The 20,495-nt window shown below is 36.3% G+C and carries 12 protein-coding genes and 1 tRNA gene; 8 read left to right on the top strand and 5 right to left on the bottom strand.

Annotated elements, in window-relative coordinates:
• The first annotated feature begins 36 nt into the window (after window positions 1-36).
• From ACN5J7_RS08665 to ACN5J7_RS08650, 4 genes are all read left to right on the top strand, one after another.
• Window positions 37-576, top strand: coding sequence for a ClpP family protease (locus ACN5J7_RS08665; protein WP_418603607.1), 540 nt, complete (start codon window positions 37-39; stop codon window positions 574-576).
• 94 nt (window positions 577-670) lie between these two features.
• Window positions 671-1,600 (top strand): DUF58 domain-containing protein, encoded by a 930-nt coding sequence (locus ACN5J7_RS08660; protein ID WP_418603606.1) that lies wholly within the window; start codon window positions 671-673, stop codon window positions 1,598-1,600.
• 194 nt (window positions 1,601-1,794) lie between these two features.
• Window positions 1,795-1,868, top strand: a tRNA-Asp gene (locus ACN5J7_RS08655).
• Between the two features lie 230 nt (window positions 1,869-2,098).
• Entirely contained in the window at window positions 2,099-3,316 is a 1,218-nt protein-coding gene (locus tag ACN5J7_RS08650; RefSeq protein ID WP_418603605.1) for a site-specific integrase, read from the top strand.
• Between the two features lie 397 nt (window positions 3,317-3,713).
• Here the strand turns inward: ACN5J7_RS08650 and ACN5J7_RS08645 are convergent, their stop codons facing one another.
• Together ACN5J7_RS08645 and ACN5J7_RS08640 are read right to left on the bottom strand one after the other, a co-directional pair.
• Complete coding sequence (locus ACN5J7_RS08645) at window positions 3,714-4,121, bottom strand: response regulator (protein ID WP_418603604.1); 408 nt, start codon at window positions 4,119-4,121, stop codon at window positions 3,714-3,716.
• Window positions 4,108-5,610, bottom strand: a complete 1,503-nt coding sequence (locus ACN5J7_RS08640; RefSeq protein WP_418603603.1) for a PAS domain-containing sensor histidine kinase — start codon at window positions 5,608-5,610, stop codon at window positions 4,108-4,110. The genes ACN5J7_RS08645 and ACN5J7_RS08640 overlap by 14 nt, the downstream gene beginning before the upstream one ends.
• A gap of 716 nt (window positions 5,611-6,326) precedes the next feature.
• On the opposite strand from ACN5J7_RS08640, the gene ACN5J7_RS08635 reads away from it, so the two are divergent.
• The gene (locus tag ACN5J7_RS08635) at window positions 6,327-8,876 is read left to right on the top strand and encodes a DUF4955 domain-containing protein (RefSeq protein WP_418603602.1); all 2,550 of its coding nucleotides are present in this window, start codon (window positions 6,327-6,329) and stop codon (window positions 8,874-8,876) included.
• A gap of 139 nt (window positions 8,877-9,015) precedes the next feature.
• Here the strand turns inward: ACN5J7_RS08635 and ACN5J7_RS08630 are convergent, their stop codons facing one another.
• Genes ACN5J7_RS08630 through kduI form a run of 3 tightly spaced genes read right to left on the bottom strand, consistent with a single transcriptional unit; the run spans window position 9,016 to window position 11,859 of the window.
• On the bottom strand, window positions 9,016-10,194 hold the full coding sequence (locus ACN5J7_RS08630; protein WP_418603601.1) for a DUF4861 family protein: 1,179 nt from the start codon (window positions 10,192-10,194) through the stop codon (window positions 9,016-9,018).
• Window positions 10,195-10,207: 13 nt separating this feature from the next.
• Window positions 10,208-10,996: a gluconate 5-dehydrogenase gene (locus ACN5J7_RS08625; RefSeq protein WP_418603600.1), complete on the bottom strand. Its 789-nt coding sequence runs from the start codon at window positions 10,994-10,996 to the stop codon at window positions 10,208-10,210.
• Between the two features lie 20 nt (window positions 10,997-11,016).
• Window positions 11,017-11,859: a 5-dehydro-4-deoxy-D-glucuronate isomerase gene (gene kduI / locus ACN5J7_RS08620; protein ID WP_418603599.1), complete on the bottom strand. Its 843-nt coding sequence runs from the start codon at window positions 11,857-11,859 to the stop codon at window positions 11,017-11,019.
• Window positions 11,860-11,974: 115 nt separating this feature from the next.
• On the opposite strand from kduI, the gene ACN5J7_RS08615 reads away from it, so the two are divergent.
• From ACN5J7_RS08615 to ACN5J7_RS08605, 3 genes are all read left to right on the top strand, one after another.
• On the top strand, window positions 11,975-12,994 hold the full coding sequence (locus ACN5J7_RS08615; protein WP_418603598.1) for a LacI family DNA-binding transcriptional regulator: 1,020 nt from the start codon (window positions 11,975-11,977) through the stop codon (window positions 12,992-12,994).
• A gap of 86 nt (window positions 12,995-13,080) precedes the next feature.
• Complete coding sequence (locus ACN5J7_RS08610) at window positions 13,081-17,106, top strand: hybrid sensor histidine kinase/response regulator transcription factor (RefSeq protein ID WP_418603597.1); 4,026 nt, start codon at window positions 13,081-13,083, stop codon at window positions 17,104-17,106.
• 198 nt (window positions 17,107-17,304) lie between these two features.
• Window positions 17,305-20,484, top strand: coding sequence for a SusC/RagA family TonB-linked outer membrane protein (locus ACN5J7_RS08605; protein ID WP_418603596.1), 3,180 nt, complete (start codon window positions 17,305-17,307; stop codon window positions 20,482-20,484).
• The last annotated feature ends 11 nt before the right edge of the window (window positions 20,485-20,495 follow it).

Below are 20,495 nucleotides of genomic sequence, written 5' to 3'. Positions count from 1 at the left end.
TTTTTTTATTTTAGATGCAAAATAAAAATACAGATTATGAGTAAAAATAAAGTTCAGGACGCTATTGATAGCAAATTAATTGAAGCACGCAAAGTGTTTTTGTGGGGACAGGTTGATGACGATTCGGCAAAACACGTGATAGACAGGTTGTTGTATTTGGATGCTTTGGAAACCAAGGATATACATTTATATATTAATAGCCCGGGCGGTTATGTAACGTCTGGTTTTGCTATTTACGATTGTATGAAATCGTTAAACAGCGATGTTTCAACAATTTGTACAGGTTTGGCGGCATCAATGGGTTCTATTTTACTATCGGCCGGCAAAAAAGGCAAACGTTTTATTCAACCTCATGCACGAGTGATGATACATCAACCCAGTGGTGGCGCACGCGGGCAAGCTTCGAATATAGAAATTCAGGCCAAGGAAATACTTAAAACCAAAGAACTTGGAGCACAAATTTTAGCTGATAATTGTGGGCAATCGTTTGAAAAGATAATGAAGGATTTTAATCGCGATTATTGGATGGGTGCCGAAGAGTCGGTTGCTTATGGGATTGTTGACGCGGTTATTTAGAAAATAGAAGATAGAAAAGAGAAAAAAGAAGAATTTTGAGTTTTTTTAGTCTTGTTTCTTGACTCTAACAGCGAAACGGTCTAACACCTTAAACATGAATTTACAGCACGAACTTAATAAAGCCAGTGGTTTTAAAAACCTGGAATTACTTGCAAAACAAGTGGTAGAGGGTTTTATTGCTGGGATGCACAAGAGTCCGTTTCATGGGTTTTCGGCAGAATTTGCCGAACATAAAATTTACAATCAAGGCGAAAGCACACGGCACATCGATTGGAAGTTATTTGCAAAAACCGATAAACTTTATACTAAGCGGTACGATGACGAAACCAATTTACGTTGTCATATTATTATAGACAACAGCAGCTCGATGCATTATCCGGAAATGGATGATTTTTCAATAGATAATCTTAATAAAATAGGATTTTCGGTATTGGCTTCGGCAGCCTTAATGCACATGCTTAAAAAACAGCGTGACGCTGTGGGTTTAAGTATTTATAGCGATAGCTACGATTATTATGCCCCGGAAAAAGGGAGCGAACGCCACCATCAAATGTTATTAAATCAACTTAGTGATGCCGTAGTTTCGAAACCTTTGAATAAAACCACCGAAACGTATCGGTATTTGCATCAAATAGCGGAAAAGATTCATAGGCGCTCTATGATTTTTCTGTTTACGGATATGTTTCAAACTTCGGAAGATGACAGTAAATTGTTTGAAGCCTTACGTCATTTAAAATATAATAAGCACGAGGTTATTTTATTTCATGTGATTGATAAAGACAAAGAGTTAAAGTTCGATTTTGACAATAAACCCAAGCGATTTATTGATGTTGAAACCGGAGAACACATTAATTTGTATGCCGATTCTATTAAAGACAATTACCATAAAGCCGTAAGCAGTTATTTTGATGCATTACGCTTAAAATGTGCGCAATACAAAATTAAATATATTGAAGCAGACATCAATAACCATTTTAACGATGTGCTGACCACGTATATGGTGGAACGCAAAAAATTTGTTTAAGTTGCCCGCCTTTCCGATAGGTATCGGGACTACCCAAAGGGGAGTAACGAATAGCTTATAAATTAAGCACTTATAAAACTATTGTTTGTTTGCTGGTTCCACCAGTATTTTTTTATAAAATTTATTTAAAAAACTTCAAAAAACATTTGAGATATAAAAAAAGGCGTGTATATTTGCAACCGCAATAATGCAACGGTCTGGTAGTTCAGTTGGTTAGAATGTCGCCCTGTCACGGCGAAGGTCGCGGGTTCGAGTCCCGTCCAGACCGCTAAAAGGATTCTCAAAAATCCACAAAACCTTGTAAGTCTTATGATTTACAAGGTTTTATCTTTTTAGGGCAATCATAGGATTCGGTTCTAAATGGTTCCAAAAGGTCACAAATCGTCAACATATCTTTTTTTATTTAATTATGTTGACAGAATAACGTAACTTATTCATATTGTTATAGTTGATTTGACTTTCGTCTCAATAATGTTTAACCTTTTAAAGACGACAACTATGCGAACTTCAACAACCTTTTCAGTACTGTTTTGGGTATACGGCAAACGAGCCATTAAAGGCCAAGTGAATATCTACTTGCGTATTACCTTAAATGGCAAGCGCGTTAATATTAGCCTAAAAAAGAAAATTAATATTGTTACTTGGGATGAAAAAACCCAGAGGGCAAATGGGACGGATATGGAATCACGTAATCTAAACCTTTATTTGAACGAGGTGCAATCAAAGGTTTATCGGATTTACGATGAATTTAAGAAGAATGAAAAGCCATTTACCTCACAAATGGTAAAAGCTAGATTTCTCGGTGAAGACAGAAGACGCTTTTCTTTCCAAGATCTTATTGGTTACCATAATGAAAAGATGCAGCACAAGTTGCATAAAAACACTATGGGCCAATATAAGACCAGTCAAAGGTATATGGTAGAGTATATTTTAAAGGAATATAAAGTCACTGATATTCTTCTGTGTGAACTTGATTATAGTTTTATAATAGGTTTTGAGGATTTTCTGCGCTCCTATACCCCAAAGAGCGGCCAATCTAAAATCGGCAACAATACGGCCATGAAGCATATTAAACGATTACGTAGAATGGTTACCCTGGGCTATCAGATGGAGTGGGTCGATAGAGATCCATTTGTTAATTTTAAAATAAAGATTGAAAAGAAAGAAAGGGAGTTTCTAACAGGGGAGGAATTACAAAGTATTGAGAACTTATCCCCCAAGATTGAGCGTCTGGTTGTTGTTAAGGACTTGTTTGTTTTTAGTTGTTATACCGGCATTTCTTATAGTGACATTGTTGAGTTGACTACCGGGAATATAGTAAAGGGGATGGATGGCCTCAATTGGATATCGGCGAAGCGGACAAAAACGGGGACACCTTTTAAAATCCCATTACTTCCTAAGGCTAGTGCCTTAGTGGATAAGTATAAAAACATTAGGACTTCTAGCAATGATAGACTTTTGCCTAAATTGTCGAATCAAAAACTGAATAGCTACCTAAAGGAAATAGCGGACCTTTGCGGCATCAAAAAGAACCTTACTTTCCATATGGCACGTCACACCTTTGCCACAACCGTGACTTTAACCAATGGTGTGCCGATAGAAACCGTTTCTAAACTTTTGGGACATACAAAGCTGGCAACGACCCAAATCTACGCCAGGGTAGTGGAAAAGAAGGTGAGCCAGGACATGGAAAAACTAAAATTGATATTGGGGTGAATTTAAAAATTGGTGTTTTGGGTTGGGTTTTCTAAAATAACAGGAAGTATTAGCTTGTGGTTATAAAATCGTTTTTGGACTTACCCAGTATAGGTGAAAACCAATATGTTTAGTCATAGTGAATAGGTAGACAGGCCAGGCTTAGGGTCTGATACCGGGATGTGTGTGAGTTCGAGCCCCCAAGCAATGATCACCAATAATGCCACAACCAATAAGCTTGGACACGTGCTAAGAAATGATGTCCCATGGGGTATAACACTCCTTATCCGTCCTTAATTTCGGACATATGGTTTTTGTTCACATCATTAAATTTGGAACAACAGTCCCTGAAAGTCGTAATATGACATTAAAGATTTTGGCCCATAGTATGATATAAGGACATGTTAAGTACTGAATATCAGCTGCCTCTCCCTGTTAGTTTTTGAGAAATCCTCGTTAGGGCAGCAGGGGAAATGGGCTTGAGTATATAGTCATCCACAACGTTATAGCTTTTTGCTTTTTCAATGTCCTTGGGATCGATCGATGAACTGACAACAAATATGGTAATCGGCTTTTTTGTTTTGATTTTCACAAACTCATCCAGAAATTGCCAACCATCCATAATGGGCATATTGATATCCAGCAAAATAACATCGGGGATACTTTCGCCGTTCATTAAAAGGGGCCTTAAATTTTCCAAGGCCTCTTTACCGTTATTGTAAACCATAAAGGCATTTGAAAAATCGGCCATTTCCATTATTTTTTGAGTACCATAGATAAAAATAGGATCATCGTCAATGATACAGGTAATATCAATCTGTTCCATTTTTCAATTGTATTAAGAACAAGGTTCCAACGTTTACTTTACTTTTAACGCTTATTTCTCCCCCCAAAGCCTTTATTTGGTTTTTGGTCAGGAACAGCCCCAGTCCCCGGGCTTCCTTATGGTCGTGAAATGTCTTGTACATGCCAAAAAGCTTTTTTCCATGTAAGTCCAAATCAATGCCTAGGCCATTGTCCCTAAACTTAATAATGACCTTGTCTTTTTTTTGTTTGGCACTGACTGATACCTCTAATGGACGATTGGGTGATTTGTACTTTAAGGCATTGGTCAATAAGTTGAGCATGATACTATCCAAATATGCAGGAATGCCCTTAACACTGAGGTCTTTGTCTATATTCGTTTTTATGGTAGCCTGGTTCTTGCTTATCAAAGCGCCGACGCTCGTTATGGCTTTTTTAACCGTGGCGTTTAGATTTATAAGTTCGAGGTCTTTTGCCCCTACCTTGTCTACAACGGTGACCTTATTTAAATTTTCAATGGTTTCCCCTAAGTTTTCAATGGTATCCTTCATTAGAGAGAACTCTTTGATTGGAGAAACCCAGGGGGCATCCATTTCAATGATCTTGGCAAGCATTTCTAAATTGCTGTAGTGCGATCTCAGGTTATGTGATACGATATGGGCAAAATTTAACAGTCTGTTATTTTGATCTTCTGAAGATTTTAAAAGTTGTTTTAATTTTTCAGCCGCTTTTTTTTGTTTTGTAATATCATCGATCTGTGCAACGAAGTGCAATGGTTCGCCCAAACTGTTTCTCACAAGTGATAGGGACAGGCGCGCCCAAATTGTACGGCCTTTTTTATTTAAGTAACGTGTCTCGCTTTGGTGGTTTTCAATAGTGCCATCGATGATCTTTAACATGGCTTGGAAAAGCGAATCCCTGTCATCGGGATGCGTGATCTCCTGATGTGTCATCGTTTTTATTTCTCCAGGGACATAGCCGAGAATTTTGTTTAAACTGCAATTTATGTTGATCCAAGAACCATCTAGATCAGATAGGCCCATGCCCACTAAGGCAAATTCAAAGGTTTTTCTAAACTGTTGTTCACTGGAAGATACTTTTTTTGCTGTTTTTGTTTTTTCATCGATATCTTGAAATGCTCCATAAATTTTATGGACAGCCCCATTTTTAACAATGGGCATACCAATGGCCCTTACCCATTTTTCAGCACCCTTGGCAGTGACTATTTGTAGCTCTAGATCAAACTTTTCCGCATGTTTGATGCAATTATCAAAAACAGCTTTTATCTTGTACCTGCTAAAGCCTTCTTTATAGAAGGAAATAGCGGTTTCTACAGTAGGCTGAAAATCGGCAGGGACATCATGGATTTTTTTTGTGACATCGCTCCATGTGGTTTGCATGGTGTTTAAATCGACCTCCCAAGTTCCAATGGTTGCAGCGTGTTGGATAAAATCCAAAATGGACATCTCGTCTTGTGGGGGCACTAAGGAGATTGCCTTGTTGTTTAACATAGTTCGTAGGTTAAGTAAGTTCTAATATATGTTGTATATTCTTAATTTTTGAGTACTAATGCTCGCTAAACTACATTTAAATTCGGTGAAAAACAAAATATCGTAATTTTTTAATTGTTTGACGGCTAAAATAAATGGGTTTATCGGACGAATGACCAAACCGATTTAATAATGGGTTTTTTTTATGTTTTGATTTTTTATTGTTGAAATAGAACAACTCTCAAAAAGATGAGTTGTTTCCAGTTCAACAATGCATCATGTTTTTTTAATCAATTTCAAAAGAGCAAAAATGATTAAGCCAAAAAAGCAACAATAAAAAATTTGTGAATTTTGGTATCCATATATTTCGCATTTGACGTTTGAAGTCTGGGTTTTAAATAAAGTATAGTAAAAACAACGCTCAATTGATAATGCAAAATTAAATTTGTTGCAAGTCCAACATGCATTTGGGAATATTTCTGGTGATAGGATTCCAATACAAATGCTTCAAAAGTTATATTGGCATTCTTAAGTAACAACTACGATTTTATATCAGTCGAATTTTATGCAAAATGAAACGGATGCTGCATGAGAAAAAGTTATTGATTTTTAAGGTTCAAATAAAAAGTATATTTAGACCATTATTCAACAAAACTTAAAAAATTCCCCTTTTTTGGTCTGTAAGCCCCCATAGCCAATTTAAGTTCATTTGTAAATTTGAATTTAAAATAATTGTTATGTTTAATATTCTACGACTTCCTTTGCTTTGCTTATTTCTATCTCAAATTCAGCTAGAGGCCCAAAATCCAAGTCTATTGTACCAAAATTGGGTTGATGCTCAAATTAATAATACGGAGCCTTTATTACCAACCTTTAGCTATGCTGGGTACCACAATGGGGAAGTTGGATTGCCCGCATCCTTTACACAACCTGTTTTTGATGTTACTGATTATGGAGCTGTGGCCAATGATGGCATTTCCGATAAATCTGCTATCATGGCAACTATTGCTACGGCAGAGGCAAGCTCCAATGGGGGTATTGTATTTTTCCCTCCGGGAAAATTTATTGTTAACGATGGGAGTGTTGACGATTTAAGTGAAGTTATAAGAATTTCCAAAAGTAATATTGTTATTAAGGGAAGTGGCTCGGGTGTTGGTGGAACTGAATTGTACCAAGTAGACAACACCACTCATCCTGATATGGCCACTAAAGATTGGGTTTGCCCTTATTTGTTTCAGTTTTGGAATGGTGAAGATTCTGTAAATAATTTTATTACAAATGTAACTGGAAATGCTAATAGAGAAACATTCTCTATAGAAGTTGCCGATGCGTCATCAATTTCTGTAGGACAATGGGTGGAGTTGTATCTTAAAGATACGAGCCCTACTTTATTAGCCGAAGAGCTTTCGCCTTATACCACATCAGATCTTTATGAGCCATCAAAGTTAAAAATAGTAAACGATGGCGTGCAGGTAAGAGAGGTGCACAAAGTAGTAAGCAAAAACGGCAATATTATTACCTTTAAAGAACCTATACACAGAACAGTCGATGCGACTTACGATTGGAAAATCAATAATTTTAAGGCCATTGAGGAAGTGGGTATTCAAGATTTAAAATATACCGGAGGGTTTGTTTGGAATCATATACACCACCGAGCCCCACAAGAATTGTTCCCCGGCGAACCCGTAAGTGGCCCAAATGCATATTTAAGCTCTTCGGGCTGGAGCGGTATTCAATTTAACCATGTGGTAAATGGGTGGATTTCCAATGTTGAGTTTTCAGATATGTCGCAAGTAGCACAGTTTAAGTTTTCTGCAAACTGTACAGCTTTAAACAATCGATACACAGGAAACCCTGGCCATAATTTTATTGTAACAAACTCTGCAACGGGTTGTTTTATAGGTAAAAATATAGATTATACGTCAGGAATATGGCATGGTGCGGGAGTTAATGCATTATCAATTGGCAATGTACTATGGCGTAATGAAAGCCCACAAAATGGTAACTCGGGTATGGAAATACATGCCAGTCAACCAAGAACAACATTGTTCGATGTTTGCAAAGGCGGCTTCTTTTTTAACCAAGGCGGATCTACTGGAGCGTTACCCAATCATTTACGGCATATGGTATTATGGAACTTTGAAGGAGTGTCGTACCAAGCTTCGGATGTTAAGTCTTGGCGTCCTAATTCTGAAACCAAATATGCAAAATTTTTAATGCCGATTATTTCTGGGTTGCAAGGTTTTACCATGTCCACCAACCCCAATCAATATCAAGAAAATGAATCACAGGGAACACCGGTTGATGAAGAATCGTTATACGAACATCAATTGGAATACCGATTGGGAAGCTTACCAAGTTGGATTGACGAAGAAGCACCTAGTCCGTTTTATCCTATTTTTCATTACGAGGATTTTGGAGCCTTAAACCGAGGCTATTCGGTACAAGTTATAGAAAACCCCGACTCACAAGATGAAGCACAAATAGGAAAGCGAGTAAGCGATATTCCTGATGCAGCAGATTCCAATAATGAGTTTACAGACATACGACCTGCAAACAGAATTCCAGCAAATCAAGAAAGAGATCAACGGGCGCTTTCAATTGTTGGGACTTCTTCTAACACTAATTATGAATTGGAAGCTTGGGTAGTGATGCAAACTGTAGATGTTTCAACCAATAACCCATATATAAGTGTTAATGATACTTACAAGTATGTAAATTTTTGGACAGAGCAAAGATATGCCAATGGAGGTATTTCAGCTTTGGAGGCCTATGTTTCCACAGATTACACCAATAATGTTACTACAGCTAATTGGACTAATGTAACATCTAGCCTAAATCAAATTGCAACATCTAGCCAAAATCCGCAAACCTACATAGAGTCTTTGTTAGATATTTCGGGCTACAATAGTACGACGTTTACCTTGGCGTTTAAATATACCAGCAGCGGTTCTGCCTTTTCTCCAACAAATAGAAATGGTACGTTTTATATTTCGGATGTTAAATACTTTGTGTCAAATACAACTTTATCAAATGAATCTTTTGAAGTAGAAACCAAAATTAAGGTATTTCCAAATCCAGTTTCTAATACGCTTCATATTCGCGTTGCTAATAATGCTTTTAAAATTGAGTCTGTATCTTTATACAATGTAATGGGAAAAGTAGTTTTAAGCTGTAAAAACACCGATGCTGTTGATGTATCTCATATAGCAAAAGGTATATATTTTTTAAAACTGAGGGGGGCTAACAATGGCAATGTAATTACAAAAAAAATAGTAATACAATAGGTTAAAAATAATAGCTCTTCAAGTTGTGATTGACTACATAAAGTGACATATAATTTTAAAGGATAAATGACAAACAAAAAAAGGACCGATTTTTAAATCGCTCCTTTTTTAAATTTTTTTCAATGTAAATTTAAAAGGATTATTTGACCAAAGTAACTTCTAAAGGATTATTTATTTTATTTGAGAAATCGTTCAAATAGTTTTCCCAATCGGCTTTAGAGCTAAACTGTCCACTTTTTTGCCATGCAAAACCAGCATAATAGACCACTTTGTTGTCGATTACTTTTAAATGTGCGTATGCATTGCTGAGGTCTTTTGCTTCAACATTGTAAGTTTCAAAATCTACAAAATATTCCTTTGGAGCTACAATGGCGGTTCCTATTTCAGAATCGGCGTGAGGCTGCCAATAACTTACCCAGCCATTGGTTTTGTTGCCAGAAACTTTACCGTCTTTTTCGTGTAAAGTTAAGCCTGCAGAAATGTTGCTGCCTCCCTCGATTGAGGTATCGAATTTTGAGAAGTTCTGCCCTAAATCCAAGCTAATTACTTTTGATTCTTTAATGGTATTTCCCGCTGCATCCCAATTTTCGTATTCTAAATAAAAACTGGTGCGCAATGGACCCGTGGTTATGGTGCGCCATTTAGTATAGTTTTTTGAGTAGTAATATGTGCTATCCACCTTTACGGCAATACCGCCAACCCCACGGCTTACCCCAACATGGAAATTGTCCAAACCTTCTCCGGTATCTTCGTGATAAGTACCATCGGTTTCGGTTTCTTTTTTGTACCAACTATTGATAATGGGGTGTTCCACGCGTTTTAACCAAGCATCAACACCGCTGGACAGTGTACCACCGGGAACGTTATCTTCAACCATTTTTTGTGCCGTTGGTCCGTAAACACGAAAGGCGACTTTGTTGTTTTCCCAAGTGTAGTCGTCGGTACGTTCGGGTACAAAACGCGAGTAGCACAACTCGGGAGCTTTTGGTTTTTCTTCTTCGGATACGTTTACGATCTTATAGGTATTTGTCGTATTCCCCTTAATTTTTGGCTGAAATAATATCACATCCATAACGCCGTCACCATCGTTATCAACGGTTTGTGTTATCTCTAAGCTGTTGGTTTCGGTGTTGAGAATACCCGTTTTGCTAAGGTCTTCAGCCTTTAAAAAGGATTTGGACAATTCCACGGTTTCAAAAGTCCTTTCAAGGTTTAGCGTGTTTTTAACGCTAATGACTATGGCTTTCTCCTTGTTTTTACAAGAAGAAAGCAATGCCAAAGTTGAAAAAAACAAAATTGATTTAAAAAGTCGTTTCATCTGATTGTTTTTATTATTCGTTTGCTGGTTTGCCAATAGTGGCTAAAATACCGCCATCAACATAAACCACATGGCCATTAACAAAATCACTAGCCTTAGAGGCCAAAAATATAGCCGCACCTTGCAAATCTTCAGGATTGCCCCATCGGGCTGCTGGCGTTCTTTTTATAATAAACTCATTAAATGGATGGCCGTCTACCCGGATAGGAGCCGTTTGGCTCGTTGCAAAATAGCCTGGGCCAATACCGTTGGTTTGAATGTTGAACTTCGCCCATTCGGTAGCCATACTTTGGGTGAGCATTTTTAAGCCACCTTTAGCTGAAGCATAGGCACTAACGGTATCTCTGCCCAATTCACTCATCATGGAGCAAATGTTTATGATTTTTCCGCCACCACGCTCAATCATACCCTTGGCCACGTATTTTGAAACTATGAAGGGGCCTACAAGGTCCACTTTAATTACTTGTTCAAAATCTTCTGTCTCCATCTCAACAATAGGTGTTCTTTTTATAATGCCTGCATTGTTTACTAAAATATCAATAGGGCCAACTTCTGTTTCAATTTGTTTTATGGTTGATTCTACCGCTTTATCATCAGTTACATCAAAAACATAACCATGAGCGTTTAAACCACATGATTTATATTCTGCAACTGCGTCTTCTAAAGAGTCTTTTCTATGATTGTTAACAACAATTGTGGCTCCAGCATGGCCTAAACCCTTTGCCATCGCCATCCCTAGTCCGTGTACAGCGCCAGTGACCAAGGCTACTTTACCCGTTAAATCAAATAATTTGGTTGACATTTTTTTGTGCTTTTTAGAGGTTATCTTAATTCGTTTATTTTACAATGATCCATATCGCCATAATCCAAGTTTTCGCCTGCCATTCCCCAAATAAAGGTATAGCTGCTCGTGCCAGAGCCTGAGTGGATAGACCACGGTGGTGAAATGACAGCTTGGTTATTACCCATCCATATATGTCTGGTTTCCTGTGGTTGCCCCATGAAATGACAAACCGCTTGATCTTCCGGTACTTCAAAATAAAAATAAACCTCCATGCGCCTATCATGTACGTGTGCTGGCATAGTGTTCCATGAGCTTCCAGCCTTTAGAGTGGTCATACCCATCTGTAACTGGCAGACATCTACAACACTGTTAACAATGTATTTTCTTAGGGTTCTAGCATTTGCGGTTTCCGGCGAACCTAACTCGATGACCTCGACATCATTTGTTCCTATTTTTTTATTGGGAAAAGCCTTGTGTGCCGGTGTTGAGTTTAAATAAAATAAGGCTGGTTCACTTGCAGATTTACTGCTAAAAATCACATCTTTGTTGCCTTGACCAACATATAAGGCTTCTTTGTGTTCTAAGGTGTATTCGGTGCCATCAACCCTTACCGTTCCAGCCTGACCAACATTTATAATGCCTAGTTCTCTACGTTGTAAAAAATATTCAGATTTTAAGGGGTCAATAGTTTCCAATTGTAATGGGTTATCTGTTGGTACAGCACTTCCTGCAATAAACCTGTCGTAGTGGGTGTACACCAAGTTTATCTTATCTTGTTCCATTAGGTTTTCAATTAAAAACTCGTTTCTTAACCTTGAAGTGTCGTAAGATTTAACATCCTGGGGAGATGCTGCATATCTTGTTGAATGATGTGTTTTCATATTATAAATTATGATTAATAAATGACAAATATAGCTAATTTAATTCAAAATACAATCGATTGTATTTTATTTATTTGTTATATTTGTTCAAGTTAAATGGACGGATAGTTTATAAATGGAAATAAATAAAGTTACCATACATGATATTGCTAGAGCACTAAATATAGATAGTTCTACGGTTTCACGGGCTTTGAACAATAGTTCGAGAGTTACCGAAAAAACTAAAATCAAGATCATTGAGAAGGCTGAAGAGCTTGGGTACCAACGAAATGCATTGGCATCAAATTTGAGAAAAAGGGTTACTAATACTATTGGTGTTGTCGTCCCCAGAATTTCGCGTCACTTCTTTGCTTCTGTCATACAGGGGGTAGAAGAAACGGCTTATTTATCAGGGTACAATGTTTTAATCTGTCAATCTTTGGAACAATTGGAACGGGAAACTCAAATTGCTGAAACCTTGGTGGCTAATAGGGTGGATGGTGTGCTGATTTCTATATCTATGGAAACAACAAATTACAATCACATACACCGTTTAAATAATAGTGGTATCCCTTTGGTTTTTTTTGATAGGCATTGTAATATTCCGAATACTAATAATGTTCTTATTGACGATTTTAAAGGAGGGTTTGATGCGACGCAGCATTTAATTCAAAAAGGTTGTAAACATATCGTTCATTTTTCCGGACCGCAAGCCTTGGAAATATATAAAAATAGATTTAAAGGGTATAAGGCGGCTTTAAAATCGAATAAACTGCCTTTTAAAGAAGATTATGTTATAAGTTCAAGATTAATGGAGCTTGATGGGGTTAAAAATGCAAAAAAACTTTTAAATGAAAGGATGGATTTTGATGGTATCTTTTCAGCAAATGATGTTGCCGCTATCGGAGCCATGAAATATTTAAAAGAAAAAGGTGTAAACATACCAAAGGATGTGGCCATGGTAGGGTTTAGTAATGAACCTATATCTAATGTGATTAATCCTGCATTAACAACTATAGATCAACCGGGATTGGAAATGGGAAAGGTTGCAACAGAATTATTGCTAAAACATATAAAAAGTCAAAATAAACTTATTGAGCCGCAAACCATAATAATGGACTCCAAATTAATAGAACGTCAATCATCAAAAAAATGAATCTTAAAAGATATATAGCATTACTAATTTTTTGTCTGTGTTTTTGTTCCACTTATAGTCAGGAGCAAGAACGTGATTCTAAAGCTTTGAAATTCCGAAATTTTTCATTGCAGGAAGGGCTGTCTCAAAGCTCTGTACTAAGTATAATACAAGATAAAAAAGGCTTTTTATGGTTCGGAACCCGTGATGGGTTAAATACATATGATGGCAATGAATTTAAAGTGTTTAGGCATCATTCTCAAGATATTGGGAGTGTAAGTAATAGTTTTATTAAAGTATTGCATGAAGATGCTGCAGGCAACTTATGGGTTGGTACCATTGATGGTTTGAACAAGTACAATAAAGAGGCGAATACGTTTGAGCGCTACATAATTGAAACGGGGGAAATAGGGATTGATAATTTTGAAATCTGGAGTATCGCCGAAGATAAAGATGCCTTTTTGTGGATAGGAACTAATTTAGGTTTGAAAAAATTCGATACAAAAAAAGGCGTTTTTGTTAAGTTAAATAATTCGAATTTGGATATAGAGCTGTTTAATACGCCCGTCAGAGCCTTATTGGTGTCTAGCGAGCAAGAGTTATGGGTGAAAACTACGGAACATATTGGGGTTTATAATTTAATAACAAAGGATGTAAAGTATTATGAATATCCAAAAAAATCAGCAGTTGAACTCAATAAAAATAACGTTTCGGTGTTTTATCAAGATCGAGAAAAAAACATTTGGCTAGGTTTTAAAGACGGATTGTCGGTTTTAAATAAAACGACTGATTTATTTGAGTTCTTTAGTTTAACACTTCAAAAAGAGCGTGCCGTTGCCGATCATGTAAGGAGCTTATGTGAAGACTATTTAGGAAATATTTGGATTGGTACTTACAATGGACTGTATATTTTAGATGCTAATAAAAAAACAATATCACATGTGGTTCATGATGAGAAAAACCCAAATAGCCTAAGCCAAAATTCGATTTATAAAGTATATCAAGATATTAAAGGTGATATTTGGATAGGTACATATGCTGGAGGTATTAGTTACTATGATAGGAGTTTCGATGTGTTTCAGCATTTTTCATCGGGCGCCGATCAAACCAAACTTAATTACAAAGTTGTAAGTGCATTTGTTGAAGATGAAAATAACAACTTATGGATTGGTACCGAAGGAGGCGGTATTAATGTGTATAACAAAAAAACAGGAGAGTTTACCTATCACCAAAACAATCCCCAGATTCCCAGTAGCTTAAGTGCCAATAATGTTAAAGCCATGATCCAAGATCATGCGGGTAATTTCTGGATAGGTACCCACGATGAGGGGCTTAATTTTTTAAACCCAAATAAGTATCCATTTAAGTTTAAACATTTTAAAAATGAGCCACATAATACAGGCAGTTTAAGCAATAATAGAATCATTGCTTTATATGAAGATGAGCAAAACCATATATGGATTGGAACCTCTGGTGGTGGTTTGAATGTTTTAAACCCTAAGACCAATACCGTAACTAGAATAAAAGACGCTTTAGGTTTAGCAGGGAAATTAATTTATAAAATAACAAAATCTACTAATAAAAATGAGCTTATTATAGGAGGTAGCAACGGACTTGCTACAATTAATATAAGCTCCAAAAAAATGTCAAAAGTAGATTACTTGGGAGTAGACAACTCCCAGATTTCAGATGCCGTACTTTCCATATATAACGATACCGATAACAACCTCTGGATCGGTACCGAAGGAGACGGACTCTATCAGTATAATAAAAACACTAAGGAAACATTGAAGTTTGACACTACTAAAGGGTTGCCCAACGATGTTATATACGGTATCGTTGCTGACGATGCTAATCATATTTGGCTAAGCACAAATTATGGGTTAAGTAGAATTCATGTGAAAACCCACCAAATTAAAAACTTTAATGCGTCAGATGGATTGCAAAGTAACGAGTTTAACTATGGGGCCTATTTAAAAAATAAAAAAGGAGAACTGTTATTTGGTGGTGCGAACGGCTTTAACATTTTCGATCCCGATGCCATTACCGAGAACACTTTTGTGCCTCCTGTAACAATTACAGAGTTTAAGGTTAATAATAAACCGTATTTAAATATTTCTGATTCCATACAACATATTACCCTGAAGCACAATCAAAATGTTTTCAACTTTGATTTTGTAGCACTAAGTTTTTCCCAACCAAACAAAAATCAATATGCATATAAATTAGAGGGTTTTGATATCGAATGGAATTATATAGGCAATAAAAAATCTGCAACCTATACCAATTTGGATAGCGGTGATTACATATTTAAAGTAAAAGCTTCTAATAATGATGGGTTGTGGAATGAAAAAGGCGCAGCTATGTCTCTGACCATATTACCGGCGCCTTGGTTAACTTGGTGGGCCTATTTATTCTATGCACTGGTTTTAACAGCTGTGATTTTGGTGGTTAGAAAATACAGTTTAATCAGAATTAGAGAGCGTAATGAATTAAAACAAGAACGCCTTGAAAAAGAAAGGATTGAAGAAGTGAACAAGCTGAAATTAGAGTTGTTTACTAATATATCCCATGATTTTAGAACACCACTTACGCTCATTTTGGGGCCCTTAGAGCGTCTTTTAAAAAGAGATAACTTAGACGCATTTGTCAGGGATCAGCATGAAATAATGTACAGAAATGCCAGTACATTAATGGAGTTAATTACTCAGCTTTTAGATTTTAGAAAAAGTGAATCGGGAAAACTTCTACTCAAGGCGTCAAAAAGCAATATTGTGCCGTTTGTAAACGAAATTAAATTGGCATTTAATGAATTGGCTAGAGCTAAAGACATTGATTTCTCGCTAACATCGACAGAACAAGATATTGAGGTGTGGTTCGACCGAACTAAACTCAAGAAAATTATTTTTAATTTACTATCCAATGCCTTTAAATTTACTTCTAAGGGCGGTAAAATTACAATAGAAATTTCCATTTTCGAAAAATCTAAAAACATAAAATCCAAGAACTGGGTAAAGGTTAAAGTTACAGATAATGGTAGTGGTATATCTAAGGCAAACAAGAAATTTGTTTTTGATAGGTTTTATCAACTGGGAGAACGTTCAGGAACCGGTATAGGATTGTCGTTAACAAAAAATCTTGTTGAATTGCATAAAGGTAGTATTAAAGTTAAGAGTAGCGAAAATAACGGCACGGCTTTTACCGTAAAACTGCCCTTAGGTCACGCCCATTTGAATAAAGGACAGATGACGGAAATTATGAATGAAAACCTAGAAAACAAAACCTTCAATATTGAGAAAGCGGCATATGTGGACAAAAGTATAGTAGAACAACAAAAGCAAAAACCCATTGAAACTATGCCCTTGAATAAATCGCTTTCCACTATTTTAATTGTAGAAGATAACGTAGAGGTTCGCACGTTTATTCAATCTATTTTCTTAAATAATTATAATGTTTTAGACGCGGAAAATGGTGTAAAAGCTATAGAGATAGCGAAAGCCCATGATATAGATTTGATAATTAGCGATGTTATGATGCCCATTATGAACGGGATGGATCTATGTCATGAAATTAAGACCAATATAAAGACAAGCCATATTCCAGTTATATTGCTTACAGCAAAAACCTCTCAAGAAAACCAGAAATCAGGATTTCAACTAGGTGCCGATGCTTATATAACAAAGCCATTTGATGCACATATTTTGGAGATTCGGGTCGATAACTTATTAAAATCAAGAAAAAAGTTAATAGATAAGTTTAAAAAAGATATCATTTTGCAGCCTAAAGAACTTACCGTGACCTCTGCTGATGAAAAGTTTTTAAAAAAAGCCATTGGAATAGTTGAAACCAATATATCGAATCCTGAGTTTTCCATAACGAGTTTTATTGATGATATGGGGTCTAGTCGTTCTGTATTGTACAGAAAACTCAAAGCATTAACTGACCAATCCATTTCAGAATTTATAAAAACCATAAAACTTAAGCGTGCCGCACAATTAATAAGTAAGTCGGATATGAATATCTCTGAAATTGCTTACGATTTAGGATTTAACGATTTAAAACACTTTAGAAAATCGTTTAAAAAATTGTTCAATGTATTGCCTTCTCAATATCGGGAGAGTCATTCAGATTAATTTATGATTTCATTTTGGATTTTTATATGAATCCTATAGTTCTGTAGCTAAATACTAGGAAAAATGGCGCTTTTTATGCAAAATTGAACAGCTACCCGCTTCTAAAAGAGCTTGGTTTCCCCCTTAAATAATGGAATTTGATTCTAAATTTACTTCTGAAAAACTTAACCATATAATCACATCTAAAAAAACTAATTAATGAAAAATCATCTCAAGCTATTTTTAACAAAACCAAAAAGGAGTAGCCTGCTGCTTCTTATGATTTTATGTGGAGTGTTGTGTAGTTTCTCTACTTATGCACAGGTAAAAACCATTTCGGGAGCCATTACAGACGAAATCGGTTTGCCGCTTCCTGGAGTAAACGTATTGGAAACAGGAACATTAAATGGCGTAACAACAGACTTTGATGGGAAATATTCTATTCAAGTCAATACTGGGGGTTCGCTAACCTTTAGCTATGTTGGATATAAAACACAAGTGGTCGCTATCACTGAAAAAACCAAAATAGATTTATCGTTAAAACCAGATTTACAGCAATTGGATGATATTGTTGTTATTGGTTACGGTTCTGTTCAGAAAAAAGACCTCACAGGTTCTGTGGCTACCGTAAAAATGGATAAACTAACAGAAGCTCCTGTTGCCAATTTTGATGAGGCCTTGGCAGGACGTGTTGCTGGTGTTCAAGTAAGTGCAGGTGGCGGCGAACCCGGATCTGGAATGGATATTGTTATTAGGGGCGGTAATACCGTCAATGGCGATAATTCCCCGCTTTATGTCATGGATGGGTTTATTATAGAAAATTTCAATCCTGGTTTGGTAGACCCTTCCGATATTGAAACCATGACTGTTTTAAAAGATGCCTCAGCAACTGCCATTTATGGTGTTCGTGGAGCCAATGGGGTTATTATTATTACAACAAAGCGTGCTAAATCGGGAAAAACGAAAATTAGCTATGAAACAAGATTGGATATAAAAAATGTATCAAAAACCTTAGACGTTTTAGAGCCTTATGAATTTTTGAAGCTCTCTTCAGAAATTAATGAATCTAGTACATCAACGCGATTCTTTTCCGTTTTCGATGAAGATCTTGGGCAAAGTGTGAAGGTTGGGGATCTTGAAGATTACAGAAATGAGAAAGGTAGAAATTGGCAAGATGAAGCTTTTAGAACAGCCTATTCTAAAACCCATAAACTTAATATATCTAGTGGGGATGAAAAAACCAGAATAAACGCTTCTATTAACGCTGTCGAGGATCAAGGGTCTTTATTAAAATCTGAATATAGTAGGTTAAATGGGAGAATGACGGTAAATCATAAAATTAATGATAAATTGGACGTAACTGCTGATGTACTGTATACTAATTACGTGCAAGAAGGGCTTGATACCAAAGGAAATTCATCGTATTCGTTCCTAAGGAGCTTGGTAACTTATAATAATGTCGCCAATAAATTTATAGACTACCCAGAAGGTGTTGATCCATTATCACAGGTTAATGATGATTACGATGGTTTTAACGTTGTAGTTTGGCATCCTATAGTATCGTTAAATAATGAGTACCGAAAACGCGAAAACGATCAATTTATAGGTAATTTAAGACTAAAATATAAATTGTCGCCGGCCTTTAGATTTGAGACTAGGGCAAGTTTTAGCCGTCAGTTTAGAAATACAGGCATCTTCAATAACAGTAAAACCGTTTACGGCCGATTATTAAGTAAAATCGACGGTATAAATGGTTCTTTAGATGAACAAAAATGGAAAAATTTCTCTTCGGTGAATACTTTGAATTTTAAAAAGAAATTTAACGATCATTCTATAGACGGACTAGTTGGGGTAACTTTAAATATTAGAAAAACCTCCAGAACACGTTTCAGATCTATTGACATTCCTCAGTATCTTGAAAATTTGGGTATCAATTCTTTAGATGGTGGGACATTAGATAGTTCTGATGATGTTAGTGGAACGGCAGAGTCTAGAATTTTTTCTGTATTAGGAAGAATCAACTATGGCTATAAAGGAAAGTATTTGTTTACGGCTTCATTAAGACGTGATGGTTCTTCAAATTTTCCTAAGCAAAATAGAATTGGGTATTTCCCCTCCGCAGCTGTATCATGGAACGCCGATAAGGAAGATTTTATTAAAAATTTAAACATATTCTCGCAATTAAAATTTAAAGCGGGGTATGGTAAAACTGGGAATGATAGAATTCCTGGTACCGCCAGATTTGAATTTTTAACCGATAGTGATGCATCATACTTTTTTGGCGGGCAAACCGTTCAAGGACAACGCCCAACTAGTTTTGGAGCCAACCCAAATTTGTTTTGGGAAACCACAGAGCAATATAACGCTGGTTTGGATATGGGATTCTTTGATGATAGACTGTCGTTATTGGTAGAGGTTTATCAAAAAGATACTAACGACCTTCTTATTAATGCCGATACAGCGTTGTCTCAAGGATTTGAATCCGTTTGGACCAACACGGGACAAGTTAGAAATAAAGGGTTAGAGTTTAGTTTAAATACTGTAAATGTTTCTACCAAAAACTTTAAATGGACCTCAGATTTTAATATTTCTTTCAATCAAAACACCATTGTGTCATTACCTAAAGGAAAACCAATTTTTGGCCAACCCAATTATTACAGATTGTTAAGCACTAATCAATTTCTTGTAGAAGAAGGACAACCTTTGGGTAATATGTTTGGTTACATTTCAGATGGGGTATATCAAATCACAGATTTTGAAAATTACGATTCTGATGCCTCTACACACACATTGCTTCCAGGGCAAGCGAGTTACAGAAGTCACCAACCTGGTGATGAAAAGTATAAAGATTTAAATGGCGATGGACAAATTACCGGGGCTGATAAAACCATTATAGGTAACGCTTTACCTAAACATTTTGGTGGATTCGGTAATACTTTTTCATATAAAAACTTTCAGCTAAGTGCTTTTTTACAATGGTCTTATGGAAACGATATATTAAATGCCAATCGACTCGTGTTAGAAAGCATGGACCGACCTAATCAAAATCAATTGGCTACAACACTTAACAGATGGACGCCAGAAAACCAAAATACCAATATGCATAGAGCTGACGGCCAAGGATTCCAAGATATTTCATCTCGCATCGTTGAGGATGGGTCGTACCTCAGACTAAAAACGGTAAATTTTTCTTATAATTTTTCAAAAGACGTGTTAGAGAAATTAAAACTAAACGGTTTAGAATTGTACCTATCGGGACAAAACCTTATTACTTGGACAGACTATTCTGGTTTCGATCCAGAGGTGTCTGTAGCAAATTCTCTAATAACGCCTGGTATTGATTATTCAGCTTATCCAAAGCACAGAACATTTAGTTTAGGTTTAAATGTTTCATTCTAAAAAAAAAAATC

It is taken from the genome of Hwangdonia sp. (genome assembly GCF_048381975.1).
Classification (GTDB): Bacteria; Bacteroidota; Bacteroidia; order Flavobacteriales; family Flavobacteriaceae; genus Hwangdonia; species Hwangdonia seohaensis.
The sequence above is the reverse complement of the archived record's forward strand: the minus strand, read 5'-3'. Positions and strand labels throughout refer to the sequence as shown.

Excerpts from the sequence above, each read along its gene's own strand:
- ACN5J7_RS08665 (WP_418603607.1), top strand. The coding sequence starts at position 37 with ATGAGTAAAAATAAAGTTCAGGACGCTATTGATAGCAAATTAATTGAA.
- ACN5J7_RS08660 (WP_418603606.1), top strand. The coding sequence starts at position 671 with ATGAATTTACAGCACGAACTTAATAAAGCCAGTGGTTTTAAAAACCTG.
- ACN5J7_RS08650 (WP_418603605.1), top strand. The coding sequence starts at position 2,099 with ATGCGAACTTCAACAACCTTTTCAGTACTGTTTTGGGTATACGGCAAA.
- ACN5J7_RS08645 (WP_418603604.1), bottom strand. The coding sequence starts at position 4,121 with ATGGAACAGATTGATATTACCTGTATCATTGACGATGATCCTATTTTT.
- ACN5J7_RS08640 (WP_418603603.1), bottom strand. The coding sequence starts at position 5,610 with ATGTTAAACAACAAGGCAATCTCCTTAGTGCCCCCACAAGACGAGATG.
- ACN5J7_RS08635 (WP_418603602.1), top strand. The coding sequence starts at position 6,327 with ATGTTTAATATTCTACGACTTCCTTTGCTTTGCTTATTTCTATCTCAA.
- ACN5J7_RS08630 (WP_418603601.1), bottom strand. The coding sequence starts at position 10,194 with ATGAAACGACTTTTTAAATCAATTTTGTTTTTTTCAACTTTGGCATTG.
- ACN5J7_RS08625 (WP_418603600.1), bottom strand. The coding sequence starts at position 10,996 with ATGTCAACCAAATTATTTGATTTAACGGGTAAAGTAGCCTTGGTCACT.
- kduI (WP_418603599.1), bottom strand. The coding sequence starts at position 11,859 with ATGAAAACACATCATTCAACAAGATATGCAGCATCTCCCCAGGATGTT.
- ACN5J7_RS08615 (WP_418603598.1), top strand. The coding sequence starts at position 11,975 with ATGGAAATAAATAAAGTTACCATACATGATATTGCTAGAGCACTAAAT.
- ACN5J7_RS08605 (WP_418603596.1), top strand. The coding sequence starts at position 17,305 with ATGAAAAATCATCTCAAGCTATTTTTAACAAAACCAAAAAGGAGTAGC.